The organism is Streptomyces sp. NPDC127097 (genome assembly GCF_042724075.1).
Taxonomy (GTDB): domain Bacteria; phylum Actinomycetota; class Actinomycetes; order Streptomycetales; family Streptomycetaceae; genus Streptomyces.
The window spans coordinates 119,174-132,422 of record NZ_JBHXFI010000002.1; the positions used below are offsets into that span (position 1 = coordinate 119,174).

The following is a 13,249-nucleotide window of genomic DNA, read 5'->3' on the forward strand; positions in this document are numbered from 1 at the left end:
GGCCACCCTCACGGCCAACACCGAGGCCATACTGGGCATATGGACGATCTTGCGGGCTTCCTGCGGACCCGGCGTTCCCGGGTCGACCCGGCGACCGCCGGCATACCCACCGACAGCCGCCGCCGGGTCGAAGGGCTGCGCCGCGAAGAGGTCGCGCACCTCTCCGGAGTCAGTGTCGACTACTACGTACGTCTGGAGCAGGGCCGCGCGACCCAGCCCTCCGAGCAGGTTCTCGACGCGCTCGCCGGCGTCCTCGACCTCGACGAGACCGAACGCGGGCATCTCTACCGGCTCGCCCGGCAGCGCCGCCGCCGTGTGAAGACGCCGGGCGGGCGGGTCCGGCCGGAGCTGCTGCGCGTTCTCGACCTGGTCACCGACGCACCCGCGCTGATCATGGACCACCGCCTGAACGTGCTCGCCGGGAACCGGCTCGCCGGGCTCCTCTTCGGCCGGCCGGTGCCGGGCCTGAACACCGCCCGGCACATCTTCCTTGAGGAGGCCGAGCGCGGTCTTTACGCGGACTGGGAGAACTGCACCCTCGACGTGGTCGGGCACCTGCGACTGGCCGCCGGCAAATACCCCGAGGACCCCCGCCTGGCCTCGCTCATCGGAGAGCTGGCGATAGGCAGCGAGCGATTCCGCCGCCTCTGGGCCCGCGCCGATGTGCGCGCCCGCACACATGGACGCAAGGCGTACCGGCACCCGCTGGTCGGACTGCTGGAACTGCACCAGGAGAACTTCGCGCTACCGGACGAGTCGGGCATGGAGTTGCTGGTGCTGTCCGCGGCCCCCGGCAGCCCCACCGAGGACGGGCTGCGCTTGCTCGCGGGCCTGGGCGCGGCCAGCGGTGACGCGCATCCCACACTGAACGCTCAGGTCCGCGAGTAACTCAACGACGCCCACCTCTGGGCGGGTTTTCCTCCCGGGCGAGCTGGCGGTAGGCGGTGAACCAGGCGCGCTGGGCCTGCCGGAGGTCGTCGGGGAATGTGTCTCAGCGGCGCCAACGTCCGATGGGGCCGCCTGCGGCCGCCTGAGGACGGGACGGGCTGAACTCCGGCCGGACTCTCGAGTGAGTGCTGTCGGAACCGGCCCACCCGAGCTGATGAGCCCGCGCGCGGGCGGCCGTCGGTTGACGGCCCCCGCGGGATGCTTGCGGGGGCCGTCCCGGCCACTGGACGTCGTTGCCCGTGCCCGTCGGCGGGCCGCTCGGGTTCGGTCAGGCGAGGGCGAGGAAGAGCTTTTCGAGTTCCGCCTCGGTCATCGGGGGGGAGTCGGCCTGTTGCTCGGCGCTGAGGCACTGGCGCATTCCGCTGGCCACGATCTTGAAGCCGGCCCGGTCGAGGGCCCGGGAGACGGCGGCGAGCTGGGTGACGACGTCCTTGCAGTCGCGGCCGGCTTCGATCATGGCAATGACGGCGGTGAGCTGTCCCTGGGCGCGGCGCAGCCGGTTGAGGACCGCGCTCATCGCTTCTTCTTCCACCTTCACCGGACTCCTCCTAGCTCGTGCAGACTGCTTTGTCAGGATACCCCAGTGGGTATATTTCGTCTCAGTGGTGGCTGGGTTCCGGGGCGGGTGCCATCGCCCTGGACGGGCTTTCGGTGCGGCGTGCGCGCCTGCGCTGGAGCAGTATGCCTGCCGCGATCGCAGGGACCGCGGTCAGGACCACCGGGCCGAGCTGGCGGCTGAGGACGAAGACGCTCATGGCGACGACGAACCAGCCGAAGCCGGTGCGCAGGATGTGCTGGGGGATGTGTCCGGCGAAGCGCCCGCCGATGAGGCTGCCGAGGACGGCGGCCGCGGTGACGGCCAGGGCCAGGCTCCGGTCGAGGTGCGCGCCGGAGAGGTGTCCGGCCAGTCCGGCGAACGAGTTCATGGCGATGACCAGGAGCGAGGTGCCGACCGCGATGCCCATCGGCAGGCCGGCCAGCAGTGCCAGTGCGGGCACGATGAGGAAGCCGCCGCCGGCGCCGAGGATGCCGGTGACCGCGCCCACGAGCAGCCCTTGCAACAGCAGGCGGTGCAGCGGGAGTTCGCCGTGCACCTGCCGTGGGGTCTTGCGCGGGCCGCGGAGCATCGCGGCCGCCGTGGCGAGCATCATGAGCGCGAACGCGATCAGCAGCACGGTGTCCGGGATGTACGCGGCCACTCGTCCGCTCGCGTAGGCGCCGGCCATGCCCGACAGGCCGAAGAGGGTCCCCGTGCGCCACTGCACCCGGCCCGCGCGGGCATGGGAGATCAGGCCCGCGAGACCGGTGACGCCGACGACGAACAGCGAGGTGGCGATCGCCTGCTGGGTGTCCTGGCCGGCCAGGTAGACCAGGATCGGGACGGTGAGCATGGATCCGCCACCGCCCAGGACCCCGAGGAAGACCCCGATCAGGAGCGAAGCGGCGAGGGTGAGAGCGCTCACGACCGGCTCCTGAGGGTGGCGATCACCGCGTTGATGTCGGTCCGCGGGCCGCGGTTGTAGGGGAGCTTGGCGAGCAGCATGCCCATGGCACACGTGTTGGTGACCGCGGCGAAGGTGAGGCCGGCTCCGACGGCGATGGCGACCAGGCCCACGCCGGGCACCGCGAGGCCGGCCAGCCCCGAGACGAGCACGATCGAACCGGCGACCAGCCGGACCTGACGCTCCAGTTCCCAGCGCGCCGACCCGCGGGTGACCGGGCCCCCGGCCGCCTCCCACGCGACCATGCCGCCCTGAAGGACGCGCAGGTTGGGCAGCCCGGCGTCGGAGAGCGCCTGCTCGGCCTGGGCGGCGCGGGCGCCGGAGCGGCAGATCAGGACGGTGTCCTCGTCGAGGTGGTGGAGCAGCTCGGCGCGGTGCTCGCGCAGCGTGTCCAGGGGCACGTTGCAGGCGCCGGGGATGTGGACGGTGTGGAACTCGCCGGGAGTGCGGACGTCCAGCAGACGGGGGCCCTTGCGGTCCTTGGTGAGTTCCCTCAGGGCGGCGGCGTCGAGTCCGGCGGGGGTGCCGGCTGCGGTGGTCATGTGGTCTCCGGTGTCAGGTCGGCCGGGTCGGGAGGAATGCCCGCCCGGGGAGGGGTCGGGGTGTGGCGGACGGGCGTCCGGCGGTGCGCTGGGGGCTCCCGTCGGACACCGGCGGATCGGGGGCCGAGAGGTGCGGAGGCTGATGACGGGCAGCCTCCGCGCCGAACCCCGGCGCATTGGGGCGGGCGGTCAGGCGGTGGTGGGTTCGGTGAGCAGCGCCCAGGCGCCGTAGCCGCCGAGCACGTCGGAGACGTCCTCGAAGCCGTGGTGGCGCAGCAGGCTGGCGGCGATGGAGGAGCGGTGCCCGCCGGCGCAGTGCAGCACCAGGGGGCGGTCGGTGGGGATCTCGTCCAGGCGGCTGGGCAGTTCGCTGAGCGCGACATGCAGCGAGCCGTCGATGAAGCCGCCCGCGCGCTCGGAGCAGTTGCGGACGTCCAGGACCACCGGGGGCTGGTCCCCGGCGAGGGCGGTACGCAACTGGTCGGCGGTCAGCCGGCTGGCCGGGGCGACCTCGTCGGGCATCGCCGCGAGGGCGTCGTCGGGGCTGCGCAGGTAGCCGGCGACGCGGTCGAAGCCGATGCGGGCGAGGCGGGTGGTGATCTCCTCCTCGCGGTTCTGCGGTGCGAGGACCAGGATGCGGCTGTCGGGGGTCAGGACGGTGCCGGCCTGCTCGGCGAAGCGGCCGTCGGCGGGGATGTTGATCGCGCCGCGCAGGTGGCCGGTGCCGAACTCCTGGGGGCTGCGGGCATCCACCACTACCGCTCCTGCCGCGCGCTCGGTGCGGAACTCCTCCGCCGACAGCGGCCGGGGTGCGGCGGCCGGGTCGAACAGGTCGCGCTCCTGGCGGTTGAGGGTGGCGTCGTAGCCGAAGTAGCCGGGTGCGGCGGACTGTCCGGCCGCGACGATGGCGACGAACTCGTCCTCGCTCATGGGCCGGCAGGCGTAGTTGGTGGCGCGCTGGGCGCCGATGGTGGACTGCTTCTCGGTGGAGAGATTCTTGCCGCAGGCCGAGCCCGCGCCGTGGGCGGGGAAGACCCGCACTTCGTCGGGCAGGCCCATCAGCCTGTGCTGCACGCTGTGGTAGAGCATCCGGCCGAGTTGCTCGGCCGTGACGCCCACCGAGGCGAGCAGGTCGGGGCGGCCGACGTCGCCGATGAACAGCGCGTCTCCGGTCAGCACTCCGTAGGGGACCTCGTCGGCTGCGTGCTCGTAGACCAGGACGCTGATCGACTCCGGGGTGTGGCCGGGGGTCTCCATGATCTCCAGGGTGACGTCACCGAGGCTGATCCGCTCGCCGTCGGCGAGCTTGCGGATCGGGTACTCGGTCTCGGCGCGCCGCCCGTAGCCGATCCACGCACCGGTGCGGGCGGCCATCTCCAGGTGACCTGCGATGAAGTCGGCGTGGAAGTGGGTGTTGATGACGGCCTCGACGATGAAGCCGCGGGCCTCGGCGTCGGCAAGGTACTCGGAGATGTCCCGGCGCGGGTCGACGACCACCGCCTTGCCGGTGGACTCGTCGGCGATCATGTACGACGCCTGGGAGAGGCAGTCGAGGTAGTACTGGGCGAAGAACACGATGAGCAACCTTCCGATCGAGAGGCCCACACCGGGCGGGCTTTCTATACCCCCCGGGGTATAGAAATTGGCAGGGCGAGGCTGAGGCCGGCCGCCGGTCGGCGACGGGCCGTGGATTCAGGTGTACGGGGAGCGAAGGCGCGCCAGGCGGCGCGGTGGCGGGTCGGTGCGGGTGCGGGTCGGCGGTGGGGGCATGTCCGGCGTGGGCCGTCGCGAAGGCGCTGAGGCCGAATTCGCAGGTCACGCCGTTTCTGTATACCCCCCTGGGTATCTTGATTTCGAACGTAACACCCGTGCGACGCGACCGTCAAATACCCCATGGGGTATCTGCCGGATGCGGCAAGCGGTTCGGTACGGAGGCCGCGTGCGCCGGCAGCGGCTCGTTGACCATGGCCCAGATGCCGAGCGATCGCGGAGATTGATCAGCCCTGACGACGCAGCGCATGAGCATCCGCGTCTTCCTCCCAGGTGAGCTTCCGGGCCTCTCGACAGGCCGAATCCGTCGCGCACCGAGACTGTCCGGATCGGCCTCGTAGTATGAAGTGGGATCTGGACGGCAACGCTCAGCGGTTTCGGGGCAACACGTTCGTGTGCCCGGTGCCGCAGGACTCGGCGTTCTTCAAGGCCGAGCAGCAGGCCATGGCACTCATGAAGGACTCCGACCTCGCGCAGCAGTACGTCTGCCTGCCGCACAACAGCCTGCCGGGCGGCCTCGGCGATCGTGCTGGCATCGGGCAGCGGGAGCATCTGGGTGGGGGAGAGGGCGTTGTTCCTGGGCGCCCCTCCTCCGGGCCTCAGCCGTAAGGCTTGGGCGTGGGCCGACACGGTTGGCCCGGTTTTCCGTTGAAGACGCCACCGCAGGTGCCGTAGCGACGGCCGTTGCCGGTGTAGAGGCGGAGGGTGTCCCAGACTTGGGGTCTGTGGGAGCCGGTGCGGTAGACGTCTTGGGGTTGGTGCGGCTCGCCCACGTTGAAGCGGATCGGCTCGTTGGTGTCCCGGGCTCCCTGCGGGCTGTCCGGACGGCTTTGCCAGAAGGCGTACCGGGAGAGCTTGTCCCAGCTGAGGGTGTGGTTGCGGACCGACCAAGGAGAGGAAAACCGCTGGACGTTGTCGGGATACTGCCGCCATGGCCGTCACTCAGCAGCTCGCCCGCATCCCGGTGGAGTATCTCGCCGCCTGCCGCCAGTTAGCCGGCGAATCACCGGATGGAGATCCCGAATGGAATCCGCCGCCAGAGGATGTTCTGGACCTGGACTGGGCACCCGCCTTGCTTGAACGGGTCTGCGATCTGGCAGGTCTCGATGACGACCATCTGAATGCTCTCCGGCTGGCTACGCAGGGGGACACTTCGATCGACGTCGGCTTCCTCAACACGCATCCGCATGGCATCGCGCCCTTCGGACCTGCTCCCACGGCCTTGTCCACAGCCGAAGTTGCTCACGTCGCGGAACTGCTCGGACAGATCGACTTGCGAGCTGTACTGGCCACCCTGACGACCGACGAGACAGAGGCTGCCCTGATCGGCGGCGGAGCGGGCGGGATCGCCGGGGGCCCGAGGAAGTACTTGCTGGAGCACTTCAATGCCCTCCGCGAGTTCTACCGTGATGCATCCCTACGACGCCTTCAGCTCGTGCTCTGGTGGGACTGAGCCAAGTCTCTCCCAACGGCGCACGGCAGCCCCTGGGAGTTACGTGGACTTCTCCCTGGGGAATTGCGTGAGCGTCCACAGGATTGCGGCATGCCTGCCGACGAACGCGTGACCCGGTCCTCGCTTTCCGATGACGACGCGAGGTGACCGGGCGGGCGCAGTGGCGCCTCAAGGGTCTGCTGGGTTTGGCCGATGGAGCGGACCCGATCTGGGGAGCGCCGGTCGTGTCGGTGAGCCGGGCAGGACGGGGCGTGCCGGTCACCAGTCCCGGGGCCGGTAGCGGGTGAGCGTGTCGCGGAGGTGGTGATCGGGGCCGCGCAGAAACAGGGCGTGCAGTTCGTCGGCGGGGAGTGTGAGGGGGCGGCCGTCTTGGTCGGGGTCGTCGTCGGCCGGGGGGTGTTCGTCGGCGCGGTCGAAGGGGATGGTGACGTAGGGCTGATCGTGCCCGAGGCCGTGGGGGTCGGGTTCGGGCCGGCACTGCCACTGTGCTCCGTGGTGGCGGATGTGGACTTCACCGAGGTACCAGGCGGCGAGGGTGACGAGCTGGCTGTCACGGGCCGCCCTGATGTCCTCGTAGGAGGTGAACCGGCCGCGCAGCAGGTCTTCGAGCGGGTCAAGGGATTCGATGCTGAAGTCCCATCCGCCCATGTCGAACGGGGAGCACGTTTCGAATGAGGCAGCTTGTGTGGCGGTCCATGCGTTCAGCCGTGGGTTGTCCGCCCATTCCCGCTCATCCATGCGCTGCTGTTCTTCCATGTGCGTGACCCTAAAGGACGTCACGTAACTCAGCCGATGGGTGATCACCAGACCGGCGGCGAACCACAGATCGCCCTCCTGCGGACTCACCCACGGCTCCTGCGGGCCGATCAGACTGGTCAGCACCTTCAGGGGATCGACCTCGGGGCCTTCCGCTCCGATCGCAGCGGGGTCGTCGAGGGCCACGAGGAACGGGAAGGCCCCAGATCGTCCGCCCTCGGCACCCGCACCCGGCTGTTCCACCCGCCTCCGGCGGCGATGCCGCGCACGACAAGGGGCAGCGGAGTTTGATGCCCAGCGCACGCGCACCATAGGCGAACAACGACGGGCGACTCGAGGCCCCGCACCCCCTGCTGCCGGTACGCCGACTTCGCGGGACTCATGACCCGTGCCCAGGTGTAGTTCCGCCCGGACCGCTGTGCGACGAGGGCAGCAGTATCCGCACGACCGAGGAAGCCCCACCAGGCGGTACCGGTGGGGCTTCCTCGGTTGTGCACACCGCGCTACCGTTCGCCTGCCCCGGGCCGGTGCGCACCGGCAGTCCTGCTACAGCGGCTCCGGGGCCGCAGTTGCCGGGGTGCCCGCTGTCAGCGATTCCCCGGTGTCCGGGGTGCCTTTCCAGTCTCCCCGCAAGGCCGTCATGGCCAGCAGGCACGACACCAGCGCGGCCGTCCCGCAGACCAGGTACCCGAGCGAGTAGCCCTGGCCCAGCGCGTCCCGGGCCAGGGACACCGCCTGTCCCGGCGCGGAGTCCGGCGGTACCGAATTCACCGCCAGAGGGCCGCCGGCCCGGGCCACCTCTGTGGCAGCGGATTTCGCCGCGGGGGCAAGCGAGGAGGACGACAGGTGGGACTGGAACGCCGAGGAGGCATGGCCGAGGGCGACCGCGCCGATGAGCGCCGGGCCGAGGGTGAAGCCGAAGTCCCGTAGCAGGCTGGTCGATGCGCTGGCCATACCGGTGAAGCGGATCGGCACCGTGTTCACGGCGACGGCGGTGACCGACGCGACGCTGAACGCATAGCCGATGCCGACCAGGCCCAACGGGGCGAAGAGCGCACCGAGCGAGGTCTCTCGTACGTCCAGGGTCGCCATCCAGAAGTCGCCCGTGGCCATCAGCAGCAGGCCCCCGGCGAGCAGCCAGCGCGGATTCGCCCGTTCCAGGAGCCGTGAGACGAGCGGAGTGAGCACCAGTGAGAACCCGCCGAGCAGGACAAAGGCAACCGAGGTCCGCAGGGGGCTCTGGTGCTGGATCACCCCGATGCGGATGCTGGTCGCATAGGCGGTGCCCAGGAAGCTGAACATTCCGACGACGGTGATGACCGAGACGGTGGTGAAGGCGCGGTTGCGGAACAGGTCGAGGCGCAGCAGGGGAGTGGAGGCCCGGTGCTCCGCGAAGCCGAACAGTACGAGGAACACCGCGGCGACGACGAAGGCACCGATCACCGAGGGGGAGCCCCAGCCGTCGGTCGGCCCCTGGATCACGGCGTAGAGCAGGGCGAACAGGCCGACGAGGATGGTGATCTGGCCGCCCCAGTCCAGTGAGCGGCCCTCTGGTGAGCTGGAGTCCTCGGCGAGCAGCCGGCAGACCAGCGCGGTGACCACGGCCAGGGCGGCGACGATCACGAAGGAAAGCTTCCATGATCCGTACGTTCCGGATATGCCGCCGAGAACGGGGGCGACGAAGCCGCCGGTGGAGAGCGAGGCGGTCCAGACCGCGATGCCCCGGGCCCGGTCGCGCGCCGTGTGGGTGCCGGCCGCAACCATGGCGAGCGTGGTGGGGAACAGCGCCGCGGCGCCGAGGCCGCCGACGAGCTGGCCTGCCCACAACTGGGGGACACCACTGGCGGTTGCCGCCACCACCTCGCCGACGGCGATCAGGACCGTGCCGCCGACGAGCAGCCGTTTGCGGCCGAAGAGGTCGCCCAGCACACCGAAGGTCAGCTCCAGTACCGTCACGGGCAACAAGAACGCGTCGGAGATCCAGGTGAGCTGGGAGCCGACCGGGTGCAGGCTGTCCTGGAACAGCCCGTTCAGGGTCGCGGGCATGGCCAGTGCGATCTGGGCGAGACACACCGCCAGGCAGCTCGTGATCAGTGTTGCCTTACGGGTGGCGGGGGAGTGCCCGCGCCGGGCCTCAGTGGCCTTGGTTCCGGGGCTGGTCATCATCTCACTCGCTTCCACGCGTCGTCGGCCTGGCCGGTCGGCCGCCCTGGTCCCGGAGCACGGCCCGCACCGCGCTCAGCCGCCTGGCGGTCCGTGAAGGCACCGGCCACCTGTCCGGCCAGCTTCGCCGTGCTGATCAGCACGGCGCGGCTCGCCGCCGCACTCCGTCCCCCGGTCGCCGCGGATACGGCCGTCAGCAGGTACGGGGTGATCGCCGCGCCGTGCACACCGTCGCGTTCGGCCTGCCGCACGGCGCCGTGGACCGCCCGCTCGATGCGGTCGCCGTCCAGCGCGTGCTCGGCTCCTATGGGCGAGGTGACGACCACCGATCCCGTCGCCCCGGCCTGCCAGTGCAGGTCGATGGCCGATGCCAGGGCCGTGAGCTCATCGGCTCGCTGCGGGTTGGGGAACCCGCTGGAGGTGCAGTGATACGCCGGGAAGTCCGCACACCGGTAGCCGATGACCGGCACCCCCAGCGTCTCCAGATACTCCAGGGTGAGTCCCACGTCGAGAATGCTCTTGGCGCCCGCGCACACCACGGCGACCTGATGGCGCGTCAACTCCAGTAGATCGGCACTGATATCGAAGGTGACCGAGGCGTTGCGGTGCACTCCTCCGATGCCGCCGGCCGAGAGCACCGGAATCCCGGCGAGGCCGGCGATGAGCAAGGCGGAGGCAACGGTGGTGGCTCCGAGACCGCCGGAAGCCAGGACCAGCCCGAGGTCCCGCGTACTGGCCTTGGGAATGCGCTCGGTCGCGGCGAACCGCTCAAGATCGCTCTCGCTCATCCCCACGACGAAGTGTCCGTCGGCGATACCGAGCAGAGCGGGGGTCGCACCTCCCTCGCGCACCGCTTGGCCGATGGCCAGCGCCCATTCCAGGTTCCCCGGATACGGCGGCCCGTGGTTGATGGCGGTGGTCTCCAGCGCCACCACCGGCCGCCCTTCCCGCAAAGCCTGTTCGACCTCGTCACTGAGGCGTAGCAACTGGTGCACATCTCCTCCTTCTTGACCCGGACCTCGCGGCCACCTCGTCGGAATCCGGCCGTGGCCTCTGCTCGTGTCGGGAGTGGCGCCAAGGGTCGGCCCCCTGGCTGAGGTGTGCCTGACGGCGGGCTGACGCGCCCGGCCGCGCGGCCGACCCGTTCCGTCAGCGCCATGTCAGACCGGCAACAGAGCCGGGAAGCAGGGTGTGGATGTCCGGCGCCCGATCAGTGGATGCGGGCGGCCAGGAAAATGCCGAAAGGGGCCCTCAGCATGCTCCCGAGCACTGATGACGACGGCATCGCGGAAGCGGCGCAACGGCTCTGGAACGCACGGGTGAGCAATCTGCCGTGTGAACCGGTCCGCGCACTGCTGGGTGCCGGCGCTATCGACGCCGCGTACGCGGTTCAGGAGGCGAACACGCGGCGCTCGCTGTCCGAGGGACGACGGCTCGTCGGGCGCAAGATCGGACTGACCTCACCGGCAGTGCAGCAGCAGCTGGGTGTCGATCAGCCGGATTTCGGGATGCTGTTCGGCGACATGGCGGTGTGCGACACCGAGGAAATCGATCTCACCGGGCTGATCGACCCGCGCATCGAAGTGGAGGTCGCCTTCGTCCTGGAAACCGGCCTTGCCGAGGAGTGGACGACGACGGCCGACGTGCTGCGTGCCACCGCATATGTGGTCACGGCGATCGAAGTGGTCGACTCACGGGTCGCCGCCTGGGACATCGACATCGTCGACACGGTCGCCGACAACGCCTCCAGCGGCCGGTTCCTTCTGGGCGGGACCCCGGGGCGGCTGGCGGGACTGGACCTGCGGGAGAGCGGAGCGGTCCTGACGGCCGGTGGGGAACCCCTGTCCGTCGGAGCCGGCGCGGCGTGCCTGGGCCACCCGGTGAACGCCGTGACCTGGCTCGCCCGCCGACTGGCCAGGACCGGCCACCCGCTCGCCGCCGGCGATGTGGTCCTGTCCGGTGCCCTCGGCCCCATGGTCCGCGTGGCGCCCGGGACCGTCTATGAAGCACAGGTCTCCGGGCTCGGTTCGGTACGAGCGGCGTTCGCGAAGGGAAAGCACTCATGACAGTACCGGTCGCCGTTCTCGGGTCCGGCAATATCGGCACCGATCTGATGTTCAAGATCCTCCGGCAGTCGAGCAGTCTGCGGATGTCCGCCATGGCGGGGATCGACCCCGCGTCGGAAGGACTGGCACGCGCTCGTCGGCTGGGCATACCGACCACCGCGGCGGGCGCCGAGGGGCTGATCGGGCTGCCCGGCTCCGCGGAGATCGAGATCGTCTTCGATGCGACATCCGCCCGCGCGCACCTGCACAACGCGGCGGTGCTGAGCCCCCAGGGAAAGACCCTCATCGATCTCACACCTGCCGCACTGGGCCCGTATGTGGTGCCGAACGTCAATCTCGACCAACTCGACGCCCAGAACCTCAACATGGTGACCTGCGGTGGCCAGGCCACGATCCCCATCGTGGCCGCGGTGAATGACATGGCACCGGTGGCGTACGCCGAAATTGTGGCCACCATCGCCTCGCGGTCGGCCGGCCCCGGCACCCGGGCGAACATCGACGAGTTCACGGAGACGACCGCGCGCGCGATCGAGCAGGTGGGCGGCGCCGGCCGGGGGAAAGCGATCATCATCCTCAACCCGGCCGAGCCGCCGATGATCATGCGGGACACCGTGCACTGCCTGTGCCCGGACGGGGATCCGGAGGCGATCAGCGCCTCGGTGGAGGCCGCCGTGTCCGCCGTCCGCGCGTATGTCCCGGGCTATCGGCTGAAACAGGCCGTGCAGTTCGAGCGCGTCGACGGTCCCCGGCGCGTTCCCGCACTCGGTGGCTCCTTCACGGGCCTCCAGGTGTCCGTCTTCCTCGAAGTATCCGGAGCCGGCCATTTCCTGCCGGAGTACGCCGGAAACCTGGACATCATGACGTCCGCCGCGGTGCGTACAGCCGAGCGCCTGGTGGAACTCCGGAGAAAGGCAGCGGCCAGGTGAGCACGGTGAATTCCGTCGCAGCGCAGGACACGACCACGGGCACGACCACGGACACGACCACGGGCACGGCGAAGGAAAGCAGCCGGAATCTCTACATCCAGGACGTGACGCTCCGCGACGGTATGCATGCCATCGCGCACCGGTACAGCCTGGATCAAGTGCGGCTGATCGCCGGGGCGTTGGACCGGGCCGGGGTCGATGCGATCGAGATCGCGCACGGGGACGGTCTGGCCGGATCCAGCGTGAACTACGGTCACGGCGCCCACACCGACGCCGAGTGGATCGAGGCCGCCGCCGAGACGCTCACCCGGGCACGGCTGACGACGCTGCTGCTGCCAGGCATCGGCACGATCGCCGATCTCCGACAGGCGCACGATCTGGGGGTGCGCAGCGTCCGTGTCGCCACGCACTGCACCGAGGCGGATATCGCCGCCCAGCACATCTCCTGGGCGCGGGAGCACGGTATGGATGTGGCCGGTTTCCTGATGATGTCGCACCAGGCGCCCCCGGCGGTCCTTGCCGAGCAGGCCCGGCTGATGGAGTCGTACGGCGCGCACTGCGTCTATGTCACCGATTCCGCGGGACGGCTGACGATGGACGAGGTCGCCGCGCGGGTCAGTGCCTACCGTGAGGTGCTGCGACCGGAGACCGAGATCGGGATCCACGCCCACCACAACCTCTCCCTCGGGGTCGCCAACAGCGTGGTGGCCGTTGAACACGGCGCCCGCCGGGTGGACGCCGCGCTGGCGGGCCAGGGTGCGGGAGCGGGCAATGCTCCGCTTGAGGTCTTCATCGCCACGGCCACCCTGATGGGCTGGCGGCACGGCTGTCAGCTCTTCCCGCTCATGGACGCCGCGGACGATCTCGTCCGCCCGTTGCAGGACCGTCCGGTCCGAGTGGACCGGGAGACCCTGGCGGTCGGCTATGCCGGCGTCTATTCGAGCTTCCTCCGCCACGCCGAACGCGCCGCGAGCCGGCACGGGGTGGACGCCCGCTCGATCCTCGTCGAGGTGGGCCGCCGGGCGATGGTGGGCGGCCAGGAGGACATGATCGTGGACGTGGCGCTCGACCTGGCGCGCGATCGCGGCAACCAAGCACACACCGCAGACGACGCGTGAGAGGT

13 protein-coding genes are annotated in these 13,249 nt (G+C 70.1%); 6 read left to right on the forward strand and 7 right to left on the reverse strand.

The window, feature by feature from the left end:
- Window positions 1-39 precede the first annotated feature (39 nt).
- Window positions 40-888: a helix-turn-helix transcriptional regulator gene (locus tag ACFWJW_RS02460; protein ID WP_387233744.1), complete on the forward strand. Its 849-nt coding sequence runs from the start codon at window positions 40-42 to the stop codon at window positions 886-888.
- Between the two features lie 328 nt (window positions 889-1,216).
- Here ACFWJW_RS02460 and ACFWJW_RS02465 read toward each other — a convergent pair whose 3' ends face one another.
- The 4 genes from ACFWJW_RS02465 to ACFWJW_RS02480 all read right to left on the reverse strand — a co-directional run bounded on the left by ACFWJW_RS02465 (window position 1,217) and on the right by ACFWJW_RS02480 (window position 4,567).
- Window positions 1,217-1,465, reverse strand: a complete 249-nt coding sequence (locus tag ACFWJW_RS02465; RefSeq protein ID WP_387234364.1) for a metal-sensitive transcriptional regulator — start codon at window positions 1,463-1,465, stop codon at window positions 1,217-1,219.
- Window positions 1,466-1,547: 82 nt separating this feature from the next.
- Window positions 1,548-2,411, reverse strand: coding sequence for a sulfite exporter TauE/SafE family protein (locus ACFWJW_RS02470; RefSeq protein ID WP_387233747.1), 864 nt, complete (start codon window positions 2,409-2,411; stop codon window positions 1,548-1,550).
- Window positions 2,408-2,992 carry a rhodanese-like domain-containing protein gene (locus ACFWJW_RS02475; protein WP_387233750.1) on the reverse strand — a complete coding sequence of 195 codons (585 nt, stop codon included), beginning with the start codon at window positions 2,990-2,992 and terminating at the stop codon, window positions 2,408-2,410. Before ACFWJW_RS02475 ends, ACFWJW_RS02470 begins: the two co-directional genes overlap by 4 nt.
- 189 nt (window positions 2,993-3,181) lie before the next feature.
- Window positions 3,182-4,567 (reverse strand): rhodanese-like domain-containing protein, encoded by a 1,386-nt coding sequence (locus ACFWJW_RS02480; protein ID WP_387233752.1) that lies wholly within the window; start codon window positions 4,565-4,567, stop codon window positions 3,182-3,184.
- Window positions 4,568-5,104: 537 nt separating this feature from the next.
- On the opposite strand from ACFWJW_RS02480, the gene ACFWJW_RS02485 reads away from it, so the two are divergent.
- Together ACFWJW_RS02485 and ACFWJW_RS02490 are read left to right on the forward strand one after the other, a co-directional pair.
- The gene (locus ACFWJW_RS02485; RefSeq protein WP_387233754.1) at window positions 5,105-5,371 is read left to right on the forward strand and encodes a DUF1868 domain-containing protein; all 267 of its coding nucleotides are present in this window, start codon (window positions 5,105-5,107) and stop codon (window positions 5,369-5,371) included.
- A gap of 322 nt (window positions 5,372-5,693) precedes the next feature.
- Window positions 5,694-6,215: a DUF1877 domain-containing protein gene (locus ACFWJW_RS02490; protein WP_387233757.1), complete on the forward strand. Its 522-nt coding sequence runs from the start codon at window positions 5,694-5,696 to the stop codon at window positions 6,213-6,215.
- A gap of 258 nt (window positions 6,216-6,473) precedes the next feature.
- Here the strand turns inward: ACFWJW_RS02490 and ACFWJW_RS02495 are convergent, their stop codons facing one another.
- The 3 genes from ACFWJW_RS02495 to ACFWJW_RS02505 all read right to left on the reverse strand — a co-directional run bounded on the left by ACFWJW_RS02495 (window position 6,474) and on the right by ACFWJW_RS02505 (window position 10,129).
- Window positions 6,474-7,214, reverse strand: a complete 741-nt coding sequence (locus tag ACFWJW_RS02495) for a hypothetical protein (RefSeq protein WP_387233759.1) — start codon at window positions 7,212-7,214, stop codon at window positions 6,474-6,476.
- 303 nt (window positions 7,215-7,517) lie between these two features.
- On the reverse strand, window positions 7,518-9,134 hold the full coding sequence (locus tag ACFWJW_RS02500) for an MFS transporter (RefSeq protein ID WP_387233762.1): 1,617 nt from the start codon (window positions 9,132-9,134) through the stop codon (window positions 7,518-7,520).
- Window positions 9,134-10,129, reverse strand: coding sequence for a pseudouridine-5'-phosphate glycosidase (locus tag ACFWJW_RS02505; RefSeq protein WP_387233765.1), 996 nt, complete (start codon window positions 10,127-10,129; stop codon window positions 9,134-9,136). Before ACFWJW_RS02505 ends, ACFWJW_RS02500 begins: the two co-directional genes overlap by 1 nt.
- Window positions 10,130-10,390: 261 nt before the next feature.
- On the opposite strand from ACFWJW_RS02505, the gene ACFWJW_RS02510 reads away from it, so the two are divergent.
- From ACFWJW_RS02510 to dmpG, 3 genes are read left to right on the forward strand one after another with little or no spacing between them, the layout of a single operon-like run.
- The gene (locus ACFWJW_RS02510) at window positions 10,391-11,200 is read left to right on the forward strand and encodes a 2-keto-4-pentenoate hydratase (RefSeq protein WP_387233768.1); all 810 of its coding nucleotides are present in this window, start codon (window positions 10,391-10,393) and stop codon (window positions 11,198-11,200) included.
- Window positions 11,197-12,126 (forward strand): acetaldehyde dehydrogenase (acetylating), encoded by a 930-nt coding sequence (locus ACFWJW_RS02515; RefSeq protein ID WP_387233771.1) that lies wholly within the window; start codon window positions 11,197-11,199, stop codon window positions 12,124-12,126. Before ACFWJW_RS02510 ends, ACFWJW_RS02515 begins: the two co-directional genes overlap by 4 nt.
- 5 nt (window positions 12,127-12,131) lie before the next feature.
- Window positions 12,132-13,244, forward strand: a complete 1,113-nt coding sequence (dmpG, locus tag ACFWJW_RS02520) for a 4-hydroxy-2-oxovalerate aldolase (protein ID WP_387233773.1) — start codon at window positions 12,132-12,134, stop codon at window positions 13,242-13,244.
- Window positions 13,245-13,249 lie beyond the last annotated feature (5 nt).

Excerpts from the sequence above, each read along its gene's own strand:
- ACFWJW_RS02460 (WP_387233744.1), top strand. The coding sequence starts at position 40 with ATGGACGATCTTGCGGGCTTCCTGCGGACCCGGCGTTCCCGGGTCGAC.
- ACFWJW_RS02465 (WP_387234364.1), bottom strand. The coding sequence starts at position 1,465 with ATGAGCGCGGTCCTCAACCGGCTGCGCCGCGCCCAGGGACAGCTCACC.
- ACFWJW_RS02475 (WP_387233750.1), bottom strand. The coding sequence starts at position 2,992 with ATGACCACCGCAGCCGGCACCCCCGCCGGACTCGACGCCGCCGCCCTG.
- ACFWJW_RS02485 (WP_387233754.1), top strand. The coding sequence starts at position 5,105 with ATGAAGTGGGATCTGGACGGCAACGCTCAGCGGTTTCGGGGCAACACG.
- ACFWJW_RS02490 (WP_387233757.1), top strand. The coding sequence starts at position 5,694 with ATGGCCGTCACTCAGCAGCTCGCCCGCATCCCGGTGGAGTATCTCGCC.
- ACFWJW_RS02500 (WP_387233762.1), bottom strand. The coding sequence starts at position 9,134 with ATGACCAGCCCCGGAACCAAGGCCACTGAGGCCCGGCGCGGGCACTCC.
- ACFWJW_RS02510 (WP_387233768.1), top strand. The coding sequence starts at position 10,391 with ATGCTCCCGAGCACTGATGACGACGGCATCGCGGAAGCGGCGCAACGG.
- ACFWJW_RS02515 (WP_387233771.1), top strand. The coding sequence starts at position 11,197 with ATGACAGTACCGGTCGCCGTTCTCGGGTCCGGCAATATCGGCACCGAT.